The sequence below is a fragment of the Agromyces sp. S2-1-8 genome (assembly GCF_021129215.1).
GTDB lineage: Bacteria > Actinomycetota > Actinomycetes > Actinomycetales > Microbacteriaceae > Agromyces > Agromyces chromiiresistens.
In genome coordinates, this window is record NZ_JAJOLP010000001.1 from 2,001,514 (window position 1) to 2,023,605 (window position 22,092).

The following is a 22,092-nucleotide window of genomic DNA, read 5'->3' on the forward strand; positions in this document are numbered from 1 at the left end:
GCCTATGCTGGAGCTGAGCTTTGAGGAGGGTGCCGTGGCGGATGACTCGGCGCTGCCCGCACTTCCCGCCGAGCTCGCGCTCGCTTGGGGCAGAGCACCGACCGCCCAGCGCGGGCCGAGGCGCGAGTACAGCCTCGACCAGGTACTCGACGCGGCGCTCGCCATCGCGGACGCCGACGGCATCGATGCGGTGACCATGCCGGCCGTCGCCGCCTCGCTCGGCCTCACCGCGATGTCGCTCTATCGATACGTCGGATCGAAGGACACGCTCGTCCTCCTCCTCCAGGAGCGGGCCACCGGCGCGCCACCGGCCGCGGTGGCCCGCGCGGAGGGGTGGCGCGCCAAGCTCGAGGCGCACGCTTCGGCATCGGCCGAGGTCTACCGGCGCCACCCGTGGATGCTGGACATCCCGATCCGGGGCATCACGAGCACGCCGAACAACCTCGCCTGGTTCGACGCGGGGTTGGCGGCGCTCGACGGAACCGGGTTGACCGAGCAGGAGCGCATCGCCGTCGTGCTCGAGGTGACGGGCCACGCCCGGTTCCACGCCGCAATCGAGCGGGGATACCAGCAGCGAGCCGGGGCGACGGGCGAGGAACCCCTGCAGGTGGTCGAGGCGGAGGCTCGGCTGCTGGCACAGCTCGTCACTGCCCGACGATTCCCGGCGTTGCATGCGGCGCTCACCAGCGGTGCTCTCGTCGACACGTCCTTCGACAGCGCTGAATTCGGCCTGGCTCGGCTCCTCGACGGTGTCGAACACAGCATCGTTCGCTCGGCGAACGGTCCGCGGCCGACCGCCCGATAGCGGTTGGCCGGAGAGCACCGGCCGGTCCGAGTCGCAGGGCGGGGGTCGGCGGTTTGCCCGCGACAGCCCCGACCCGATAGGAAAGAGACCATGCTACGAGGCGGCAAGATCGGGCTCAGGGCCCGTCACGACGACGACATCCCGATTCTGCTGGCCGAACTGTTCGACGACCCGGTCAACTCCGCTCGCGCAGACGGCGGGCCGTGGCGCCCGCTGACGCCGGGCACGAAGGACCGCAGGCTCGTCGTGGACGACGCCGCCGAGGGGCTCGTGCAGTTCTCGATCGTCGAGCTCGAGGGCGAGAGCCTCATCGGGGCGGCGACGTTCTGGGGCATCGACACCCACAACCGCTCGGCGCACATCGGGCTCGGCCTGCTGCCGTCGACGCGCGGGAAGGGGTACGGCACCGACGTGGTCGCGACGCTCTGCCGCTACGGCTTCGCGTTCCGCGGCATGCACCGGCTGCAGATCGAGACGCTCGCCGACAATCATGCGATGCTGCGCGCCGCCGAGCGCAACGGCTTCGTGCGCGAGGGGGTGCTGCGCTCGTCGGCCTGGGTGGTCGGCGAACACCTCGACGAGGTGCTGCTCGGACTGCTCGCCGACGAGTGGCGCCAGCGCCAGCAGGACTAGCCGCGCCCCGCCTCCTCGCGCAGTCGCGGCTCGACGCGCTGGTCGGGGTGCACGCCCGCCTTGTCGGCGTAGAACGCCCGGATGCGATCCATGTCCGCGGCGACGTCGCCGGTCAGCGCGAACGTCGGACCGAGGCCGGTCGTCATCGTCGTGCGGTCGACGTAGCCGAGGGTCACGGGCATGCCGGCCTCGCGCGCGATGCGGTAGAAGCCCGACTTCCAGTACTCGTGCGCACCGCGGGTGCCATCGGGCGTCACCACGAGGCCGAACACCTCGCCAGCGCGGATGCGTGCGACGACCTCGTCGACGACCCGGCTCGGATCGGCGCGATCGACGGGGATCCCGCCGAGCCCGCGCATGATCGGACCCCGCCAGCCCGCGAACAGGCTCTTCTTGCCGAGCCAGCGCACGTCGATGCCGAGCCGCCACGCGATGCCGAGCATGAGCACGAAGTCCCAGTTCGAGGTGTGCGGAGCGCCGATCAGCACGGTGGGTCGGGAGGGCGCGGGCTCGCCCCCGAGTGTCCACCGGCTCAGGGCCCAGTAGAAGCGGGAGACGAGACGACGCAGCATCCCGCAAACGTATGCGACCGCATATGTCTGTGTCGGTATGCGTACGCCCCGGTATTCGACCCGGCCGAACTGCGGCAGGATGTCGCAGATGAGCAAACCCGTCACCGTGCACCTGCGCTACGAGATCGACGCCGACAAGCTCGCGGAGTTCCGCGAGTACGGGCAGCGATGGATCCGACTCGTCGATCGCCTCGGCGGCACCCACCACGGCTACTTCCTGCCGAGCGAGGGTGACAGCGACGAGGCGTTCGCATTGTTCACGTTCCCGTCGCTCGCCGCGTACGAGCAGTATCGCCGCGCCGCCGAAACCGACCCCGAGTGCGTCGAGGCGTACCGCTTCGCCGTCGAGACGAAGTGCATCCGCCGCTACGAGCGACGGTTCCTGGCGCCCATCTTCGAATGAGGCATGGCCCGCCCGCGCGAGTGCGGCCGCGACGGCCGAGCGCGCAGGGCACGGCGCTCAGTCCGGGCTGACTAGGGTTGTCCGGTGACTGCAACTCTCGTGGCCCAGGGCCTCGCGGGCGGATATGCCCACCGGACGCTGTTCGACGACCTCGACCTCACGGTCGCACCGGGTGACGTGGTCGGCGTCGTCGGCGCCAACGGCGCGGGCAAGTCGACGCTCCTCGGCATCCTCGGCGGCGCGATCGCGCCGCTCGCCGGCACGGTGTCGCTGGCTCCCGCCGACGCCTTCGTCGGCTGGCTGCCGCAGGAGCACGAGCGGGTCGAGGGCGAGACGATCGCCCAGTACGTCGCCCGGCGCACGGGGTGCGCCGAGGCATCCGCCCGCCTGGATGCCGCGGCCGAACAGCTCGCGCTCGCCGAACCGCCCGTCGGGGTCGACCCGGGGGAGGAGTACTCGGTCGCGCTCGAGCGCTGGCTCGCCTCGGGGGCGGCCGACCTCGACGAGCGCCTGCCCGCGGTGCTCGCGGAGCTCGGGCTCGCGGTCGGCGACGGGGCGGTCGATGCCCACGCCGTCACGGCCGACTCGCTCATGACCGGCCTCTCGGGCGGGCAGGCGGCCCGGGTCGGCCTCGCCGCGCTCATCTGCTCGCGGTTCGACCTCGTGCTGCTCGACGAGCCCACCAACGACCTCGACCTCGACGGCCTGGCCCGGCTCGAGGCGTTCGTCGCGGGCCTCCGCGGCGGGGTCGTCCTCGTCAGCCACGACCGCGAGTTCCTCGCGCGCACCGTGACGAAGGTGCTCGAGCTCGACCTCGCGCAGCACTCCAACCGCCTCTACGGCGGCGGCTACGACGCGTACCTCGAGGAGCGCGAGACCGTGCGCCGGCACGCGCGCGAGGACTACGAGGAGTTCGCCGCGAAGAAGGCCGACCTCGTCTCCCGGGCACGGGTGCAGCGCGAATGGTCGAGCCAGGGCGTGCGCAACGCCATGAAGAAGTCGCCCGACAACGACAAGATCCGCCGCAAGGCGGCCACCGAGTCGAGCGAGAAGCAGGCGCAGAAGGTGCGCCAGATGGAGAGCCGCATCGCCCGCCTCGACGAGGTCGAGGAGCCGCGGAAGGAGTGGAAGCTCGAGTTCACGATCGGGCAGGCGCCGAGGTCGTCGTCCGTCGTCGCGACCCTCGATGCGGCATCGGTCACGCGGGGCGACTTCACGCTCGGACCGGTCTCGCTGCAGGTGCAGGCCGGCGACCGCATCGGCATCACCGGTCCGAACGGGGCAGGCAAGTCGACGCTCCTCGGCCTCCTCCTCGGTCGCATCGCGCCCGACGTCGGGCGTGCGAGCCTCGGATCCTCGGTCGCGATCGGCGAGATCGACCAGGCCCGGTCGCAGCTCGCCGGTCGCACGCCGCTCGCCGACGCGTTCGAGCTGCTCGTGCCCGAACTCAGCTCGGGCGAGGTGCGCACCCTGCTCGCGAAGTTCGGGCTGAAGGCCGACCACGTGCTGCGACCGGTCGACGACCTCTCGCCCGGCGAGCGGACACGCGCGGGCATGGCACTGCTGCAGGCGCGCGGCGTCAACGTGCTCGTGCTCGACGAGCCCACGAACCACCTCGACCTTCCCGCGATCGAACAGCTCGAACAGGCGCTCGAGGGCTACGAGGGCACGCTGCTGCTCGTCACGCACGATCGGCGGATGCTCGAACGCGTGCAGCTCGACCGGCGCTGGCGCGTCGAGGGTGGGCGGGTCGCCGAGGCCTGAGGGATCGGCGATCTTCGCGGCCGCGTGCAAGACTCTCGGCACGGGTGACACAAGCATGGTGTGAGGAATGCCGATGCCGCCGTCGCCGTCGAGACGACCGAGGGAGTCGCGATGCCAGCGAGCGCCGACCCGCCTGTCACGCCCGACGTCGAGGCCGCGGTGCGCGACGACGTCGCCTGGTTCACGGGTCTCGTGCGCACGCACTCGACCGCACTCGTGCGCTACTTCGCCCGGCGCGGGCCCCGTCAGGACGCGGAGGATCTCGCCGCCGAGGTGTTCGCCACGGCCTGGCGGCGGCGCGACGACGTTCCGCAGGGCGCTGAGCTTCCCTGGCTCTACCGCACGGCCGGGTTCACCCTCGCGAACCACCGGCGCAAGCACGTCGACCTCCCCGTCGAGGAGGTGCCGGAGGCCGGACGACCTCGCGTCGCCGACGATCCCGAGCTCAGTGCGCTCTTCGACGCCGAGCTGCGCGGCGCCCTCGCGAGCGTCGGCGAGCGCGATCGCCGCATCCTGCTGCTGCACGCGTGGGAGGGGCTCGATGGCGAACAGCTCGCCGAGGTGCTCGGCATCTCGCGATCGGGCGCGGACGCCGCACTCTCACGTGCCCGCAAACGCCTTCGCGAGGCGTGGGGCGAGCGTCTGACCTTCTGATCCTGCCGCGCTCGCGTGCCGGGGGCGCGCCGTGCAAGGTCCGACGGGTCCGAGACATATGCGATGTGTACCCACCACGGAGGCTGATCGACATGAACGACGACCGCGAACGCGACCCGAACGGGCCCGGCGAGCGCGACCCCGAAGACGAGTTCGGGTCCGACGACGAGTTCGAGCACGAAGGCGAGCTCGCGTCCGACGGCGAGCGCGAGCGCGACGGCGAGCCCGGGTCCGACGACGAGCTCGAGCGCGAGCTGCCCGCCGACGAGGCATCCGACCCGGTGGCGCTGCTGCGCGCAGCCGACCCGGCCGCAGGCGTCGAACCGCGCGACGGGTTCGCCGACGACATCGTCGCCGGCGTGCTGGCGGACACCGCGGTGCCGTCGGCCGCGGTGGACGCGGAAGCCGGAGGTGCGACGCCCGACCGCGGCGGAACCACCCCCGTCGCCGACCTCCGAGCCGAGCGCGCGCGCCGCAGGCCGCGGTGGATCGCGATCGCAGCCGTCGCGGCCTCGCTCGCGATCGTCGGAGGGGCCGGCTACGCCGCAGGTGCGGGACTCAACGGCGCCTCGACGCTCGCAGGTTCCGCTGCCCCGCCCATCTCGCTGCCCGGCGCCGGTGATAGCGGCAGTGAATCGAGCGGTGCCGCCGACCGGCCGGTGACCGAGCAGGCGCCGGCCGTCGGCGGCGCATTCGACGCCTCCGGCAAGATGTCGGCCGACATGGCGTACCCGTACGGGTACGGGTACGGCCGCAACGTCTTCAGCGCATCGGGCCTCTCGACCGAGTCGGGCACCGCGGCCGGCTACGGCTACGACCCGCGCTCCGCATCGAACGCAGAGACGGTCTCCGCGCTCGCCGCGGCGCTCGGCGTCGAGGGCGCGCCCGAGCTCAAGGACGGGGCATGGATCGCCGGTCCGCAGGACGGCACCGGTCCCTCGGTGTCGGTCGGGCTCGACGGCACCCTGAGCTTCTGGTTCATGAACCCCGCGCTCGACCCGTGGGCCGAGTGCAACAAGCTCCTCGAGGGCGCGACCGAGCCGGCTGCGCCGGTCGAGCCGTGCGAGCCCGCCGTGCCCGACCTGCCGAGCGACGCCGCAGCGGCCGATGCGCTGCGGTCGCTCATCGCCGCAGCCGGCGGAGACCCCGGCGCGTTCGAGTACACGACGGACAACAACTACGAGGGCGCGTTCACCCGGTCGGCGCAGGCCTGGCCCGTGGTCGACGGCCAGCGCCTCGACCAGGCATGGTCGATCGAACTGACGCCGCAGGGCACGTACAGCGCGAGCGGCTTCCTCGCCCCTGTCGTGCGTCTCGGCGACTACGAGATCGTGAGCGAGCAGGAGGCGTTCGAGCGCCTCTCCGACCCCCGGTTCGGCGCGCAGATGACCGCGATGCCCTACGCCGTCGCGGAGGGCGACTCCGTGGCGACCCCCGACGTCTACACGCCGCCGACCGAGCCGCCCGCGACCCCCGCCGACGGCGTGCACATCTCGTGGCCGGTGAACGAGGTCGAGATCGTCGATGCCCGACTCGGACTCGCGAGCCAATGGCAGCCCGACGGCAGCGTGCTCGTCGTGCCGGCGTACGAGTTCACGGACGCGGACGGCGGCACCTGGTCGATGATCGCGGTCGCCGACTCCGAGCTCGACTTCTCGGCCGAGTCGTGAGTGCACGATGACGGGCGGCCCCTTCCGGGCCGCCCGTCGTCGTGCGAGGCTGGACGCATGCCCGAGTCACCAGAGGTGCAGGCGCTCGCCGACGAGCTCGACGAGCGACTTCGCGGTCACGAGATCACGGCGGTCGACGTCGTCGAGTTCCGCACGGTGAAGACGCGCACGGCGCCGCCGACGTCGCTCGTCGGCGAACGCGTCGAGGGGGTGTCGCGTCACGGCAAGCTGCTCGACCTCGTGCTCGGAACGGGCCACCTCGTGGTCTCGCTCGGGCGGCACGGCTGGGCGCGCTACGGATCCGACGACGAGGTGGATGCCTCCGGCGACGGCCGGCCGCCCGCACTCGCGATCGTCGAGTTCGACGACGGCACCGCTGTCGAGTTCACCGATGCCGGCGAGTGGGTCTCGCTCGGGCTCTGGGTCGTCGACGACCCCATCGCGGTGCCGGCGGTGGCGAAGCTCGGGCCCGATCCGGCCGATCCCGAGTTCACCCGGGCCGACTTCGACGCCGCCGTCGAGGGGCGACGCAAGCAGGTGAAGGCCGTGCTGCAAGAGCAGGAGTCGATCGCGGGCATCGGCAACGCATACTCCGACGAGATCCTGCACGCCGCGAAGCTCTCGCCCGTCAAGCACGCGGCGGCGCTCGACGAGACGGCGCTCGACGGGCTGTTCGCGAGCACGGTCGGGGTCGTCAACCGGGCGATCGTTGATCGGCGGGGTGTGCCGATCGACCGCCTCAAAGCGGAGAAGGTCGCCGCCATGCGCGTGCACGGCCGGGCGGGCGAGGCGTGCCCGGTCTGCGGCGACACGGTGCGCGACTTCACGTTCGCGAGCACGACGGCGCAGTACTGCCCGACGTGCCAGACCGGCGGCGAGGTACTGCCGCTGCGCTGAGCGGGCACCCTGTCGTTGGGGCGTCGAAGCGTCGGGCGGGCGGCTCAGGCTGCGAACGGGGCGTGGGCGATGCGGACGCGGCTCGTCGCATCGGGCGCGGCGGTGAACCGGCCGGGCTGCCCCTCGGGCGTCAGGTACTGCACGCGGATGCCTCGGCCCACCCGGGTGAGCTTCGTCACCTCGTAGGCGCGGCCGGTGGAGCTCACGAGCGTGTCGCCGACACGAAGTTCGCGAGTCTGCCGCAGTTCCGTGACCTCCATGTTGAGATGATCTCAGCACCCACCGACATCGCATCCCGGGACCGTTCCGCGTTCGGCGTACGGGAGGCCTCGGGCCGGGCACGGGGTGTTCCGTCGTTCTCGGTCGAGCGGCGAGCACGTCGGCCGACTGGGCAAGGATCGGTGCGCGCCCGAGCTCGATATGGGCGTAGGCGAGCGAGCCGGCGAGCTCGGCATTGCCCGCGAGGAGGGCCTCTCAGAGCCGTTCGTGCTCGTGCGCCTGCTCGTCGTCGCGGATCGCCGGCGATGATCGCGTGCAGGAGAGCGCGATGGACGCGATGGGCGAGCGCCTCCTCCCAGTGCTGGTTGATGGTGCCCGCTCAGCCCGCCACCGGGAAGACGGGCGGGAAGAGCTCGTCGGGCGTGCCGTGCCGGGCGTCGCGCTCGCTGTAGCCCGCGCGCAGCTTCGCGAACAGCCGTTTCGTGTCGGCGCGCACCGCGTCGAGGTCCACACCGGGCACCCGGCCGTCGCGCATGACGACGCGGCCGGCGACCATCGTCAGGCACGCGTCGCGCGCGGTGCCGTTGAGCACGAGCGTGCGGATCGGGTCTTCGGTCGGCCCCATCCGCACATCGTCGAGGCGGAACGCGGTGAGGTCTGCGGTCGCACCCGCCTCGATCCGTCCGAGGTCGGGCCGGTGCAGCGCCCGCGCGCCGCCGAGGGTGGCTGCGTCGACGTAGGCGGCGATGTCGCCCTTCGCGAGGTCGCCGTGCTGCACCTTCGCGGCGGAGACGCCCGTGTCGATCCCGCGGATGAGGTCGGGCGGGAACGAGTCGGTGCCGAGCGCGAAGTTGACGCCCGCGTCGCGGTAGCGCGCGAAGTCCCAGAGCTCGGCCCCGTACCGGGCGTTCGTGAGTGCGCAGTGCACGATCGAGACGCCGGCCTCGGCGAGGCGGCCGAGGTCGCCGCGGTCTTCGCCGTGCACGAGGGGGTGCACGTCGATGACGACGGCGTGGGGCACGATCACGCGATCGTGCAGCAGGCCGTGCTCCTCCAGGTGGTCGAGCGGCGTGCGCCCGTACCGGGCGATCACGTACTCGCGCTCGAACTCGCCCTGCAGGGCGTGGATGCGCACGAGTGCGTCGCGCGCCTCGGCGGCGGCGGCCGTCGCCTCCATGAGCTCGGCGGAGAGGGTCTCGATGCGACAGGGCAGGAAGACGCCGGTCAGCAGCGGGTCGTCGAGCTCGCGGATGCCATCCACGAATCGGATCGCGTCGGCGAGGCCCGCGCGACCCTCCTCCTCGATGAATCGGATGTCGCGGGCACCGGTCTCGTCGACGACGGGCACGCCCGATCGATACGACGGTCCGAGGAACCCGCGCAACCCGATCCGGCTCGAGAACTCGGCCATCGCGAAGAAGTCGTCGGCCGACTCCGCCCATGCGGAGTGCACCTCGGAGGCGATGGGCATGTAGCTCGTGATGCCGTGCAGCGCGAGCTGCACGAGCGCGATCTCGCGGATGCGACGGCGCTCGGCCTCGGTGAACACGTGCGCTCGCCGGTCGAAGTACTCGGTCGACCACTGCAGGCGGGGGCCGTCCTCGCCGCTCGACCACGAGTCGAGGATGAGGTGGTCGATGTCGGTGAGCGCATCCAGATCGATGAGCCCCGGCATGACGAGGCTCTCGCCGAGGTCGATGCGCTCGTCGACCTCCAGGTCGCGCGCGCCGACGGCGGGACCGGCGTACACGATGCGATCGCCCTCGGTCACGACGGCACCGTCTCTGATCTCGGTGTGGCTCGTGCCGTCGAAGGCGAGCAGGTGATCGGCGGTGATCAGCGTGCGCACGGGTATCCTCTCGAAATATTTGGTATACAAAAGATATCACCGTGGTTAATCCTGGGGTCACACTCCTGCGCAATCTCGTCCGATGCTGGAAAGTGTGAAGTTCTTTTGGTATACGAAAAGCCTTGGTGTCGCTACGAAAGGAACTCCAGCATGCTCATCCGTGACGTCCGCCCCTGGGGCGGCGACCTCGTCGACCTCGTCATCGACGGCTCGCGCATCAGCGGGATCCGGCCCCACGACGCCGCCGCGGCCACCGAGGCGGACACGGTCGACGGTCGGGGCCGCCTCGCGCTGCCCGCGTTCAGCGACGTGCACGTGCACCTCGACTCGAGCCGCATCGGCCTGCCGTTCCGCCCGCACACGGGTCGGCCCGGTGTCTGGGACATGATGATGAACGACCGGGAGAACTGGCGCAGCACCGACGTGCCCCACGACGAGATCGTCGCCGGCACTCTCGAGCAGATGATCGCGAAGGGCACGACCCGGGTGCGGTCGTACGCGCAGGTCGACGTCGACTGCAGGCTCGAGAAGTTCGACGCGGTCGTCGCCGCGAAGGAGAAGTTCGCCGCGCACGCCGACGTGCAGGTCATGACCTTTCCGCAGGCCGGCATCCTGCGCGAGGCGGGCACCGTCGAGCTCCTCGAGGAGTCGCTCAAGCAGGGCGCCGACGTCATGGGCGGCATCGACCCGAGCCAGCTCGACCGCGACCCGGCGAAGCACCTCGACATCGTGTTCGGCCTCGCCGAGAAGTACCAGGTCGAGATCGACATCCACCTGCACGAGCCGGGTGAGCTCGGCGTGTTCAGCACCGAGCTCGTGCTCGAGCGCACGCGCGCGCTCGGCATGCAGGGCAAGGTCACGATGTCGCACGCGTACGATCTCGGCTCGGTGTCCGAGGCGGTCAGCCGCCGCCTCATCGACGAGTTCGCCGATCTCGACATCGCGATGGCCACCGTCGCGCCGTCGACGACGGGCCACCTGCGGCTCGTCGACCTCGCGGCGGCGGGCGTGCGCGTCGGCCTCGGCGAAGACGGCCAGCGCGACTACTGGAGCCCGTACGGCAACTGCGACATGCTCGACCGCACCTGGCAGCTCGCGTTCGTCAACGGGTTCCGCCGCGACGACCACATCGAGCTCGCGCTCGCCGTGGCGACCATGGGCGGCGCGAGCATCATGTCGCATGATTCGCCCCGCGTCACGGGTGTCGGCGTCCGCCCCGGCGTCGCCGTCGGCGACCGCGCCGACCTCGTGCTCGTCGACGGTGAGACGCCCACGAGCGCGGTCATGGACCGGGGTCGCGACCGCACCGTCATCCACGACGGCCGCGTCGTCGCCGATGGCCTCCGTGTCGTCGGCGCCTGAGCGGCGGGCCGGGCGCAAGCGGCGGGTGGATGCCGGCACGACCGCCGGCCTCGTCGCCGCCCTCCTGATCGGGGTGAACCTGCGCCCCGCGATCACCGGCGTCGCGGCGCTGCTCGACGAGACCCGCCTCGCGTTCGGGCTGACCTCGGCCGACGCGACCGTGCTCGCGACCCTGCCCGTCATCGCCTTCGGACTCACCGCCCCCGTCGGCCCCTGGCTCGCCAGACGGGTCGGCGTCGCCCGCGCACTCGCATGGTCGATGGCGGCGCTCGCCGCGACGCTCGCGGCTCGGGTCGTCGCGTCGGTGCTCGTGCTGCCCGGCACCTTCGTCGCTGGCGTCGCCATCATGGCCGCGGGCACGCTGCTGCCGCAGTTCCTCAAGGAGCTCCGCGCATCGGGACTCTGGGTCGGCCTCAGCAGCATGTCGTTCGGCGTGGGCGCGGCGCTCGGGGCCGGGCTCGCCGTGCCGGCGTACACGGCGACCGGTTCCGCGCCCGTCGCGCTCGGCATGTGGGCCCTCCTCGCCCTCACGGCGACCGCGGCGACGGCGTTCGCGGTGCGACGTGGCGCGGGCCGCGGCGGAGCGGTCGAGCGTCCCGGGCTCCGGCTGCCGCCCGGCGGCGGCTGCACGATCGGGCTCGTGACGGCCGTGTTCGGGCTGCAGGCCCTGCTCTACTTCGCGGTCACGGCGTGGCTCCCGCAGTTCCTCGCCGATCGGGGCGAGTCGCCCGCCGTGCGCGGTGCGCTCCTCGCATGGTTCAGCATCGCCGGGTTCGTGCCGACCCTCATGACGCCCGTGCTCGCCCGCAGGCCGCGTGTGCTGGCGTGGTTCGGCCCCGGCCTGGGCATCGCCGTCGCGGTCGGCCTCGGGGCGCTCCACCTCGCCACGAGCGACGGGTTCGTGCTCGTCGTGGGCCTGCTCGGCGCCGTGCAGAGTGCGGCATTCGGGCTCGGCATCAGCCTCATCGTCGGGATGTCGGCGAACGCCGCATCGGCCGGAGCGATCTCGGCGATCGCACAGGGCGGCGGCTACGCCATCGCCGGGGCGGGATCGCTGCTCGTCGGCGTCCTGCACGAGACATCCGGCGGCTGGGAGTGGAGCTTCGCATTCATGGCCGTCATCGCCGTCGTCTTCGCGGTCGCGGTCGCCCTCGTGATCCGCCGCGAACCCGTCGATCTCGTGATCGCCGGGCCGGTGCCTGCCGAGCAGGCCGGTCGCTGACCGCCCCGGCCCGGCCGGCGCCCTCCCGCACGGCCCCGGCCGGGGCGATCGGATGCCTCGCGCCGGAAGCCGCGCGGATGGGCCATCATGGAGCGGTGACCGACGCCGCCGCATTGCTGCACGCCTACGACGACCAGCTCCGCACCGACGCCGAGACGGCGCACGCCGTCACGGCCGAGCGGCGCGGGCCGCTTCGACTCGCGATGTTCCCCGGCGGGTACGGCTTCGTGAGCTACCGCGACCTCGAGGGCGTTCGCGAGGATTCGATGGGCGAGCTCGTGGGCTCGACCCTCGCGCACTTCGCGGCCGACCCGGCGATCACGGCCGTCGAGTGGAAGACCCGCGGGCACGATCGCGCACCCGGCCTCCTCGATGCCCTCGTCGCGCACGGGTTCGTCGCGGAGGAGCCGGAGTCGATCATGGTCGGCGAGGCCGCTCTGCTGACGGCCGACGTGCCGCTGCCGGAGGGCGTGGTGCTGCGCCGCGCCGCCGACGAACGGGATGTGCGGGCGATGAGCGCGATGCAGGACGAGGTGTTCGGCGACCCGGTGTCGGCCGAGCGCGCCGACGACCTGGTGCGGCGGCTCGACGGCGACGACGGCACCGAACTCTGGATCGCCGAGGCCGACGGGCGCATCGTCAGCGCCGGACGGCTCCAGCCGGTCGAGGGATCGGACTTCGCCGGCATCTGGGGCGGCGCGACGCGCGAGGAATGGCGCGGGCGCGGCATCTACCGCGCACTGACCGCGGCGCGGGCGCGCTCCGCGCTGGCGATGGGCAAGCGATACCTCCACAGCGATTCGACCGAGTTCTCGCGCCCGATCCTCGAGCGGTCGGGCCTCGTGAAGGTCTCGACGACGACGCCGTACGTCTGGCGGGCCTGACGCAGCGCGCGATGCACCGGGTGCGGATGTCGCCCGTCGGTGACAGGATGCCTCTGTGCCCGAGCTTCCCGAAGTGCAGGCGCTCGTCGCCTTCCTCGACGAGCGGCTGACCGGGCGTGCCTTCGCCTCGTTGCGGGTCGCGGCGATCTCGGCGCTCAAGACGTTCGACCCGCCGCTCTCCGCGCTCGAGGGCGAACGTATCGACGGCGTGCATCGGCACGGCAAGTTCGTCGACGTCGAGACGGGTGGTGCGCACCTGGTGTTCCATCTCGCGCGTGCCGGCTGGCTGCGCTGGTACGACGAGGTGCCGAAGACCCCGGTGAAGCCGGGCAGGTCGCCGCTCGCGCTGCGCGTGCGCCTCGACGACGGGGCCGGATTCGACCTGACCGAGGCCGGCACGAAGAAGTCGCTCGCGGTCTACGTCGTGCGCGACGTCGCCGACGTCCCCGGCATCGCGCGGCTCGGCCCCGACCCGACCGCCGCCGACTTCACGCTCGACGATTTCGCCGGCATCCTCGCCGGGCGGCGCACGCAGATCAAGGGGCTGCTGCGCGACCAGTCGGTGTTCGCAGGCATCGGCAACGCCTACTCCGACGAGATCCTGCACGCCGCGAAGCTCTCGCCCTACCTGCTCGCGGCGAAGCTCACCCCCGAGCAGACCGAGGTGCTCTACCGGGCGATGCGCGACACCCTCGCCGAGGCGGCGGCCGTGGCATCCGGTCGCCCTCCGGCGGAGCTGAAAGACGCGAAGCGCCGCGCCATGCGCGTGCACGGCCGCACCGGCGAGACGTGCGAGGTGTGCGGCGACACGATCCGGCAGGTGATCTTCGCCGACTCGACCTTCCAGTACTGTCCGACCTGCCAGACGGGCGGCAAGCCGCTGGCCGACCGGGTGCTGTCGCGGCTCGTGAAGTAGCGCCCCGCTTGCCGCGGGTGGCACACCGTCGGTGCGGGATGGTAGGCAGGGGTGATGACGACTTCCGACGTGGCCTGGCCACGACCTGCCGGCCCGCTCGAGCTCCGGCTGCCGACCCGCGAACTCGTCGAGCAGGTCCTCGTGTGGCGCAACCGCCCCGAGGTGACCCGGTGGCTGCTGCGCACCGAGGTCGAGCCCGAGGCGTTCACGAAGACCTGGCTCGACGGCATCGACGACCCGCTCGACCACTCGGCGATCGCGGTGCTCGACGGCGAGGTCGTCGGCACCGGATCCCTCTGGATCACCGATGCGATGGGGCAGACCCACGGAGACCCGGCCGAGTACGTGCGCGCCGAGGCGGGCATCGGCTACGGGGTGGCCCCGCACCACGCAGGTCGCGGGTTCGCGACCGAGATCGCCCGCGCGCTCATCGACCTCGCCGTCGACGAGCTCGGCGCGCACCGCGTGACCGCCGGCTGCTACGCCGACAACATCGCCTCATGGAAGGTCATGGAGCGGCTCGGCATGCGGCGCGAGCAGCACGGCGTGCGCGACTCGTGGCACGCCGAGCTCGGGTGGATCGACGGGTACACCTACGCCATCCTCGCCGACGAGTGGCGCGAGCGGCGGGTCGCCGAGCGGACCGCGGCGAACTGAGCGCGGCGAACGAGAGGAGCGCGGTGGATCTCGGCGCGAAGATCCTGACGACCCGGTGGGCGGTCCGACTCCCGATCCCGATGTTCACGGCCGGGTTCGGCTTCCTGTTCTTCGGGCGGCTGCTCATGCTCGAGCATCGCGGACGGGTGAGCGGCGAACGCCGGTACGTCGTCGTCGAAGCGGCACGGCACGAGTCGCGCGATCGCATCGTCGTCGCCTCGGGGTTCGGGCCGACCGCGCACTGGTACCGGAACCTCGAGGCCGAACCCAGGTGCGGCGTCAGTGTGGGCTGGCGCCGTCGGGTCCCCGCGCGCGCCGAGCTGCTCGACGCCGTCGAGAGCCGTGCCCTGCTCGACCGCTACGCGCGTGAACGCCCGAAGACGTGGGCGATGCTGCAGCGCTCGATCGTCGATGCGACCGGCGAAGCCGACCCCGAGATCCCGATGGTCAGGCTGCACCTCGAGCCGTGACATCCGCGCGGCTGACCGCCGCCGGCCTCGCACCGGCATCGAGCACCCCGTCGACGAGGCGCTCGAGCACGGCGAGCCCGTCGATCGAGAGCACCGACTCGAGGTGCCCCTGCACCGATGCGACGCCGGCGCCGTTGAGGCCGTGCACGGCGCCGGTGTGCGGGTCTGCGGCGATCTCGAGCCCGTGTCGCGGGGTGCGGTCGAGCCCCGCATCGTACGCCGTGAACGTGTTGTAGTACCCGATCGTCGCGGTCTCGCCGAAGAGCGCGACCTCGCGCTGCAGGCCCTGTTGCGGTGCGGCCAGCGGTGCGACGGCGAGACCCGAGAGACGGGCGAGCACCTGGTGGCTGAGGCAGACGGCGAGCATCGGGCGCCGCTGGCCGAGCCGTGCGGCGATGAGCTCGTGCAGCCGGAACAGGCGCGCGTCGCCGGCGTCGCGCGGGTCGCCCGGGCCGGGGCCGAACACGACGAGATCCTCGGCGGCGTCGAGCGGGGCCTCGTGCCACGGCACGATCCGGGACGCGACGCCGAGGTGGTGCAGCTGGTGCGCGAGCATCGTCGTGAAGTCGTCGCCCGCGTCGACCACGAGCGCCGACACGCCGCGCGGGGGAGCGGCGGGTTGGGGCGCGATCCAGAAGGGCGCGAGGTGCGCGTTGCGCTCGGCGAGCGCGACCGGGTCGGAGGCCGAGGCGTCGCCCGTGGTGTCGGCGACGGCGGATCCGCCTCGTGCGTCGTCCTGCCGCGGGATGGCACCGAGCGCCGTGAGCATCCCGGCCGCCTTCGCGTGGGTCTCGGCCACCTCGCCGGCGGGGTCGGAGTGACGGACGAGCGTCGCGCCGACGGGCACGCGCACGCTGCCGTCGCCGTCGAGGTAGGCGGTGCGGATGAGGATCGGCGCGTCGAGGTCGTAGCTCGACGCCGTCGGCGTGAACCGCGCGAGCACGCCCGCGTAGTAGCCGCGCGGCGTGGTCTCGTGGCGGGCGATCACGGTGCAGGCGTTGCCCATCGGCGAGCCAGTCACGGTCGGCGCGAACATCGTGCGGCGCAGCACCTCGCGGGGGTCGAGGGTGCTCCGGCCCTCGAGCACGTACTCGGTGTGCGTGAGGCGGGACATGCGCTTGAGGAACGGCCCGCGGATGCGACCTCCGTCGGGGCAGACGGCGCTCATCATCTTGAGTTCCTCGTCGACGACCATCACGAGCTCCTCGCGCTCCTTGACGTCGGCGAGGAAGGCCTCGAGGGCGTCGTTCGACGGCGGGCCGTCGAGGTGGCGGAACGTGCCGGAGATCGGGTTCATGGTGACGACGCCGCCGACGCTCGAGACATGGCGCTCGGGGGTCGCGCCGACCGCCGAGAGGCCGGGGGTGTGCACCGCGAACGTCCAGTACGCGCCCGCCTCGTGCTCGAGGAGTGCGCGCAGCCAGCCCAGCACGGCGGTGGCGGGCCGTTCGGCGGTCGAGCCGGCGAACTCGCGGCGGATCACGAAGTTCGCGCCTTCGCCCTGCCCGATCTCGCGCTCGATCACGCGCCGAACGATCGCGGCGTACTCGTCGTCGGCGACGTCGACGCGGAGGTCGTCGACGACGACCGGATGGCGCGGCAGCAGCCCGGTCGCGGCGTCGACCGCGACCTGCTCGCGTTCGCGCACGACGAGGCATCGGAGCGGAGCGCCGTCGTCGTGCGCGGCGAAACCGCGCTCGCGCACCTGCCGGAACGGCACGAGCGCGAGCACCTCGGCGCCGTCGAGCGGGATGTCGGCGAGGTGCTCGACGTCGAGCACGTCGCCGACGAGCACATCGAGCGTCGCCTCGCGTTCGCGGCGGATGACGGCGAACGCGGGCGGCGTGCTCGCGGCGAGCAGGGCGGTGAGGAGCTTCGTCATGGTGTCTCCGGGTCGGGCCCTCGGATGGACCCTCCGCAGAAACGGAACGACCGCCCTCGGGCGGTCGTGAGTCGTCGGAACGCGCAGGCCGCCTAGGAGGCGGGCCACCAGTTGCGGTTCGACGCGGTCATGTCGAGCACCATACGGCATGACGCGAGGGTGCGCCACCCGTATTACGCTTCGGGAATGCCCGCCGATCCGGATCCCATGCTCGTCGCCCGCCTCCGCGCGGCCGGCTGCGTCTTCGCCGAGGCGGAGGCCGAGCTGCTGGCGGCCGCCACCGACGACGACGTCGAGCTCGAGGCGCTCGTCGTCCGCCGAGTCGCCGGAGAGCCGCTCGAGGTCGTGCTCGGCTGGGCCGAGTTCGCCGGGCTCCGGCTCGCCGTCGAACCCGGCGTGTTCGTGCCGCGGCATCGCACCGAGCTGCTCGCCGCAGAGGCCGCCGGGATCGCGCGCGAGGCGACGAGGTCGCACGGACGCCCCGCGATCGTCGTCGACCTCTGCTGCGGAGCGGGCGCCATCGGGGCCGTCGTGGCCGCGACGGCGGCGCAGGTCGACCTGTACGCCGCCGACCTCGACCCGGTCGCGGTGCGCGCGGCCCGACGCAACCTCGAGCCGCGCGGCGGGCGCGTGTTCGAGGGAGATCTCTACGACGCCCTGCCCACCGGGGTCGCGGGCCGCATCGACGTGCTCGCGGTCAACGCCCCGTACGTGCCCACCGACGAGATCGCGCTCATGCCGCCCGAGGCCCGCGAGCACGAGGCGGTGGTCGCGCTCGACGGCGGGCGGGACGGGCTCGACGTGCATCGCCGGGTCGTGGCATCCGCGCGCGAGTGGCTCGCGCCGGGCGGGAGCCTGCTCATCGAGACGAGCGAGTGGCAGTCCGACACGGCGGCCGAGCTCATGCGCGCCGGGGGCCTCGAACCGCGATCGGTGCGGGCCGACGACACGGACGAGGACGACACGGTCGTGGTCGTCGGCCGCCGCCCGCGGGCGACCGACCCGCGAGGCTGACCACGCCGCGCGGTCATGGTCGCCGGCGTTCGGCGAGCAGGCGCGCGACCTCGTCGTCGCCGGTCTGGGCGAAGTCGAGGTAGTGCATGCCGACCGCCATGAATCCCGGCGGTGCCGCGAGGCACACGACCTCGTCGACCTCGGGCGAGGCCTCGAGCGCCGCGAGGCTGTCGGGCGCGGCGACCGGCACGGCGACGACGACCCGGGCGGCGCCGCGGGCACGGGCCACGCGACAGGCGACGCGCATCGTCGCGCCGGTGGCGACGCCGTCGTCGACGACGATCGCGGCGCGCCCCGCGAGCGGCACCGGCGACGCACCGCCGCGGAAGCGCGCCACCCGTGCGTCGAGCTCGGCCCGTTCGCGCTGGAGCACGGCGTCGAATCGCGCACGGTCGACGCGCGCCGACGCGATGACGTCGTCGTTGCGCACGAGTGCGCCCTCCTCGCCGATCGCGCCCATCGCGAGTTCGGGCTGTCCCGGCGTGCCGAGCTTGCGCACGACGAGCACGTCGAGGGGGGCGCCGAGCGCGTCGGCGACGGGTGCGGCGACCGGCACGCCTCCGCGCGGCAGCCCGAGCACGACCGGGTCGTGCAGCGCCGCTGACGCCTGGGAGCGCGACCGTTCGAGGAGCCGGGCGGCGAGTCGCCCGCCCGCCTCGACGCGGTTCGCGAAATGCTCCATGAGAACGGCCAGGATGCCTCGTGGGTGGCTGCACTCTCCTGATTAGCCCGACGCGGCAGTAGCGTCAACCCCTTGCCCGGCGCCGTGAAAGCCGAGGGGACTTCGTGTTCAGGGGCTCGTCGCCTACACTGGTGCAAATCCTTCCCCCGGGCTCCCCGGTTCGGGGCGAACCCGTTCAAGGATTCGGCGGGCCCCCAACCCCGTCACTTGGAGAACCCGTGGGACGTCATACTGTCGCGGCGCCGGTGAAGAAGCCTGCCCGCAATCTCGTCATGTCCGTCGTCGGGGCGGTCGCCGTCGTCGCCGTCGTCGGCACGGGCGTCTTCCTCTGGGTCGGAGGGCACCTCGACCCGCTGCTCGCCTCCGCCGAGGCCGGTTGCGACGACCCCCAGAAGCTCGTCGTCGTCGCCGACCGGTCGATCGCGCCGGCGGTCGCCGAGATCGCCGATCGCTTCGACCGCGCGTCGGAGAACTGCGTCACGACGAAGGTCACCCCGCAGGACTCGGCCGACACGTCCGCAGTCCTCGCATCGGGCACCATCGAAGCCGACGCCTGGGTGCCCGAATCGAGTGTCTGGCTCGATCGCATGAATGCGACGGCCGCATCGCTCGGCCAGGCGCCCCCCGTCGTCGAGGCGGGCGGGTCGGTCGCCTCCACGCCGATCGTGTTCGCCGCCGCGGCGACCGACGCCACGGCGCTGGCGAGCGAGCCGGTCAGCTGGTCGCGGGTGCTGCGCGGCACCCTGCCGACGATCCTGCCCGACCCCGAGGCATCCGCGGCGAGCCTCGCGGGCCTCCTCGCGCTGCGCGGCCACGCCTCGCCCGACGATCCGCGGCAGTTCGCGGGCGCGATGCTCGCGCTCGGCAAGTCGATCCCCGCGTCGACGAGCGCCGCCTTCGGCTCGCTCGGTGTGGGTGAGGCTCCGGCGGTCGTCGTCACGAGCGAGGCGCAGGTCGCGGCGTACAACGGCGAAGAGCCGGCCGAGCCGCTCGTCGCCGCGTACCCGGCCGACGGCACCGTCGCGCTCGACTACCCCTTCGTGCATCTCACCCTCGAGAAGTCGAAGCGAGAGGTGCTCGGCGATTTCGAGGCGGCCCTCGCCGACGGGGCGAAGACCTTCGCGAAGCACGGCTTCCGTGCGCCCGACGGCAGCGGGAAGCTCGACCTCGCCGGGGTCGGCGCCTCGGGCCCGGGCGCGGAGCCGGCGACCGACGGTCAGGCCCAGCTCGAGATCCTGCGCGCCTGGAGCGTGCTGACGCTGCGCTCGCGCATGCTGACCGTGATCGACGTGTCGGGGTCGATGGAGGAGCCGGCGGCCAACGGGCTGCGACGCATCGACGTCTTCCAGCAGGCGGCGCTCGGGGCCATGGAGAAGTTCTCGGGCGAGGTGGAGCTCGGGGTCTGGCTCTTCTCCACCGCGCGCAACGGCGACCTCGACTACGAGGACGTCTCGCCGATCGCGCCGCTCGCCGACGCCGCCCACACCCAGCAGATCGCCGGCATCATCCAGTCGCTGCCCGCTCGGCTCGGTGGGGCGACCGGCCTCTACGACACGACGCTCGCGGCCGTGAAGCGCGTGCGCGAGTCGTACGACCCCGAGAAGGTCAACTCGGTGCTGCTCATCACCGACGGGCGCAACGAAGACGAGAACGGCATCGACCTCGACACGCTGCTCGCCGAGCTCAAGAAGCTGGACGACCCGGCGAAGCCCGTGCCCGTGATCATGATCGGCTTCGGGCCCGACACCGACCTCGCGGCGATGCAGCAGATCGCCCAGGCCACGCAGGGCGCCGCGTACTCGGCGACGGAGCCCGAAGACCTCTCGACCGTGCTCGTCGACGCGCTCTCGCAGCGCAGCTGCCGCCCGAACTGCGGCTGACGGCGGCGCGCCCGACGACGAAGGGCGAGGGAGCGGTGCTCCCTCGCCCTTCGGACGTACCGCGGCTCAGTGGCCCACCGGCGCCCCCTGCTCCATGTCGGCCGGGCGGCGGACGAGGAACGCGCCGACGATCGCCACGAGCGACAGGATCGCGCCGACCATGAACGCCGAGCTGATGCCGGCCGCGTTCGCCGCGACGGTCGAGGCGCCGTTCGCCTCGGCGATCGCTGCGCGCGACGTCATCACGGTGATGAAGAGCGCCGTGCCCGCGGCGCCCGCGACCTGCTGCACGGTGCCGACGATCGCCGAGCCGTGCGAATAGAACCTCGGTTCGACCGAACCGAGCGCCGAGGTGAACAGCGGCGTGAACATGAAGGCGAGCGCCGCCGACATGACCATGTGCGCGACGAGGACGAGCCAGGGCGACGTGTGGTCGGTGACCAGCGTCAGGCTCCACAGCACGCCCGACACGACGATCGAGCCCGGTACGAGCAGGGGCGTCGGACCGAACCGGTCGTAGAGCCGGCCCACGGTCGGCCCGAGCAGGCCCATGATGAGGCCGCCGGGCAGGAGCAGGAGACCCGTGTAGAGCGGCTCGAGCCCGAGCACGTCCTGCAGGTAGATCGGCAGCAGGATGATCGTGCCGAACAGCGCCGCCATCATGACGACCATGAGCGCGACCGACAGCGCGAAGTTGCGCGAGGTGAACGTGCGCAGGTCGAGCAGGGCGCGGTCGTGGCGCTGCAGCATCAGCTGACGCACGATGAACGCGGCGATGCCGGCGACGCCGACGGCGAGCGAGACCCACATGGCCGTCGCGTCGGCCGCGCTGCGACCGCTGACGACACCGCCGACGAGGCTGAGCCCGTAGACGAGGCCGCCGAAGCCGAACGCCGAGAGGATCACCGAGAACACGTCGATCGGCAGCTTGCGCGTCTCGCTCACGTTCGTGACGCGGCGGATGCCGATGACGAGCATGACCAGTGCGATCGGCAGCACGAGCCAGAACATGAACCGCCAGGTCAGGTAGTTCAGGATGAGCCCCGAGATCGTCGGCCCGATCGCGGGTGCGACCGACATGACGATCGAGACGCGCCCCATGAACCGGCCGCGGTCGGACGGGGCGACGAGGGTCATGAGCGTCGTCATCAGCAGCGGCATCATGATGGCGGTGCCGGTGGCCTGCACGACACGGGCGCCGAGGAGCACCTCGAAGCCCGGTGCGAGCGCGGCCATCAGCGTGCCGGCCGAGAACAGGCTCATCGCGGTGATGAAGATGGGACGGGTCGGGTACCGCTGCAACAGGAAGCCCGTGATCGGGATCACGACGGCCATCGTCAGCATGAAGGCCGTGGTCAGCCACTGTGCCGCCGAGAGCGTGATGTGCAGGTCGTCGACGAGATGCGGGATCGCGACGCCCATGATCGTCTCGTTGAGGAAGACGACGAAGGTCGCGGCGAGCAGCAGCCAGATGACGCGCGTGTTGCTCGCGCCGTGGGCGGGCTGATGGGCGACGACCGCGGCGTCCTGGGCCGCGGCGTCGGCGTCGACGGCCGGAGTGGAGGCGGTCGAGGGGTCGAGGTCGGATACGGCGCGTTCGGTCACAGAGTTTCCAATCGAGATCGGCGCGGAGCGCGCCGGAACGTGCGTCGAGACG

Annotated in this window: 21 protein-coding genes; 15 read left to right on the plus strand and 6 right to left on the minus strand. The window is 72.3% G+C overall.

Features of this window, described 5'->3' with window-relative positions; genetic code table 11:
* Window positions 1–4 precede the first annotated feature (4 nt).
* Window positions 5–805: a TetR/AcrR family transcriptional regulator gene (locus tag LR269_RS09175; protein ID WP_231430457.1), complete on the plus strand. Its 801-nt coding sequence runs from the start codon at window positions 5–7 to the stop codon at window positions 803–805.
* Between the two features lie 90 nt (window positions 806–895).
* A complete protein-coding gene (locus LR269_RS09180) occupies window positions 896–1,438 on the plus strand; it encodes a GNAT family N-acetyltransferase (protein WP_231430458.1) in 543 nt (180 codons plus the stop codon).
* On the opposite strand, the gene LR269_RS09185 is transcribed toward LR269_RS09180, so the two are convergent.
* Window positions 1,435–2,010: a 1-acyl-sn-glycerol-3-phosphate acyltransferase gene (locus LR269_RS09185; protein WP_231430459.1), complete on the minus strand. Its 576-nt coding sequence runs from the start codon at window positions 2,008–2,010 to the stop codon at window positions 1,435–1,437. The two genes, LR269_RS09180 and LR269_RS09185, sit on opposite strands and share 4 nt — an antisense overlap.
* A gap of 88 nt (window positions 2,011–2,098) precedes the next feature.
* Here LR269_RS09185 and LR269_RS09190 point away from each other — a divergent pair, with 88 nt between their 5' ends.
* The 5 genes from LR269_RS09190 (at window position 2,099) to LR269_RS09210 (ending at window position 7,398) form a co-directional block, all read left to right on the plus strand.
* Entirely contained in the window at window positions 2,099–2,413 is a 315-nt protein-coding gene (locus tag LR269_RS09190; protein ID WP_231430460.1) for an NIPSNAP family protein, read from the plus strand.
* Between the two features lie 84 nt (window positions 2,414–2,497).
* Window positions 2,498–4,177 (plus strand): ABC-F family ATP-binding cassette domain-containing protein, encoded by a 1,680-nt coding sequence (locus LR269_RS09195; protein ID WP_308191637.1) that lies wholly within the window; start codon window positions 2,498–2,500, stop codon window positions 4,175–4,177.
* Window positions 4,178–4,237: 60 nt separating this feature from the next.
* Entirely contained in the window at window positions 4,238–4,831 is a 594-nt protein-coding gene (locus LR269_RS09200; protein WP_231430461.1) for an RNA polymerase sigma factor, read from the plus strand.
* 92 nt (window positions 4,832–4,923) lie between these two features.
* Complete coding sequence (locus tag LR269_RS09205; protein ID WP_231430462.1) at window positions 4,924–6,501, plus strand: hypothetical protein; 1,578 nt, start codon at window positions 4,924–4,926, stop codon at window positions 6,499–6,501.
* 57 nt (window positions 6,502–6,558) lie between these two features.
* The gene (locus LR269_RS09210) at window positions 6,559–7,398 is read left to right on the plus strand and encodes a DNA-formamidopyrimidine glycosylase family protein (protein ID WP_231430463.1); all 840 of its coding nucleotides are present in this window, start codon (window positions 6,559–6,561) and stop codon (window positions 7,396–7,398) included.
* Window positions 7,399–7,442: 44 nt separating this feature from the next.
* On the opposite strand, the gene LR269_RS09215 is transcribed toward LR269_RS09210, so the two are convergent.
* Both LR269_RS09215 and LR269_RS09220 read right to left on the minus strand, forming a co-directional pair.
* The gene (locus LR269_RS09215) at window positions 7,443–7,658 is read right to left on the minus strand and encodes a hypothetical protein (protein ID WP_231430465.1); all 216 of its coding nucleotides are present in this window, start codon (window positions 7,656–7,658) and stop codon (window positions 7,443–7,445) included.
* A 338-nt stretch (window positions 7,659–7,996) separates the two neighbouring features.
* Window positions 7,997–9,466, minus strand: coding sequence for a chlorohydrolase family protein (locus tag LR269_RS09220; protein WP_231430466.1), 1,470 nt, complete (start codon window positions 9,464–9,466; stop codon window positions 7,997–7,999).
* Window positions 9,467–9,616: 150 nt separating this feature from the next.
* On the opposite strand from LR269_RS09220, the gene LR269_RS09225 reads away from it, so the two are divergent.
* The 6 genes from LR269_RS09225 (at window position 9,617) to LR269_RS09250 (ending at window position 14,977) form a co-directional block, all read left to right on the plus strand.
* Window positions 9,617–10,828, plus strand: a complete 1,212-nt coding sequence (locus LR269_RS09225) for an amidohydrolase family protein (protein WP_231430467.1) — start codon at window positions 9,617–9,619, stop codon at window positions 10,826–10,828.
* Window positions 10,812–12,050, plus strand: a complete 1,239-nt coding sequence (locus LR269_RS09230) for an MFS transporter (RefSeq protein ID WP_231430468.1) — start codon at window positions 10,812–10,814, stop codon at window positions 12,048–12,050. The genes LR269_RS09225 and LR269_RS09230 overlap by 17 nt, the downstream gene beginning before the upstream one ends.
* 77 nt (window positions 12,051–12,127) lie before the next feature.
* Window positions 12,128–12,934 (plus strand): GNAT family N-acetyltransferase, encoded by an 807-nt coding sequence (locus LR269_RS09235; protein WP_374201105.1) that lies wholly within the window; start codon window positions 12,128–12,130, stop codon window positions 12,932–12,934.
* Window positions 12,935–12,989: 55 nt separating this feature from the next.
* Window positions 12,990–13,850: an Fpg/Nei family DNA glycosylase gene (locus LR269_RS09240; protein ID WP_231430470.1), complete on the plus strand. Its 861-nt coding sequence runs from the start codon at window positions 12,990–12,992 to the stop codon at window positions 13,848–13,850.
* Between the two features lie 54 nt (window positions 13,851–13,904).
* Entirely contained in the window at window positions 13,905–14,507 is a 603-nt protein-coding gene (locus LR269_RS09245) for a GNAT family N-acetyltransferase (protein ID WP_231430471.1), read from the plus strand.
* 23 nt (window positions 14,508–14,530) lie between these two features.
* Entirely contained in the window at window positions 14,531–14,977 is a 447-nt protein-coding gene (locus tag LR269_RS09250) for a nitroreductase family deazaflavin-dependent oxidoreductase (protein WP_231430472.1), read from the plus strand.
* On the opposite strand, the gene LR269_RS09255 is transcribed toward LR269_RS09250, so the two are convergent.
* A complete protein-coding gene (locus LR269_RS09255) occupies window positions 14,955–16,859 on the minus strand; it encodes an anthranilate synthase family protein (protein WP_231430473.1) in 1,905 nt (634 codons plus the stop codon). The two genes, LR269_RS09250 and LR269_RS09255, sit on opposite strands and share 23 nt — an antisense overlap.
* A gap of 186 nt (window positions 16,860–17,045) precedes the next feature.
* On the opposite strand from LR269_RS09255, the gene LR269_RS09260 reads away from it, so the two are divergent.
* Window positions 17,046–17,873 (plus strand): putative protein N(5)-glutamine methyltransferase, encoded by an 828-nt coding sequence (locus LR269_RS09260; RefSeq protein ID WP_231430474.1) that lies wholly within the window; start codon window positions 17,046–17,048, stop codon window positions 17,871–17,873.
* Between the two features lie 13 nt (window positions 17,874–17,886).
* On the opposite strand, the gene LR269_RS09265 is transcribed toward LR269_RS09260, so the two are convergent.
* Window positions 17,887–18,555 carry a phosphoribosyltransferase gene (locus LR269_RS09265; protein WP_231430475.1) on the minus strand — a complete coding sequence of 223 codons (669 nt, stop codon included), beginning with the start codon at window positions 18,553–18,555 and terminating at the stop codon, window positions 17,887–17,889.
* A gap of 245 nt (window positions 18,556–18,800) precedes the next feature.
* On the opposite strand from LR269_RS09265, the gene LR269_RS09270 reads away from it, so the two are divergent.
* The gene (locus tag LR269_RS09270; protein ID WP_231430476.1) at window positions 18,801–20,435 is read left to right on the plus strand and encodes a substrate-binding domain-containing protein; all 1,635 of its coding nucleotides are present in this window, start codon (window positions 18,801–18,803) and stop codon (window positions 20,433–20,435) included.
* A gap of 66 nt (window positions 20,436–20,501) precedes the next feature.
* On the opposite strand, the gene LR269_RS09275 is transcribed toward LR269_RS09270, so the two are convergent.
* On the minus strand, window positions 20,502–22,040 hold the full coding sequence (locus LR269_RS09275; protein WP_231430477.1) for an MDR family MFS transporter: 1,539 nt from the start codon (window positions 22,038–22,040) through the stop codon (window positions 20,502–20,504).
* Between the last annotated feature and the right edge of the window lie 52 nt (window positions 22,041–22,092).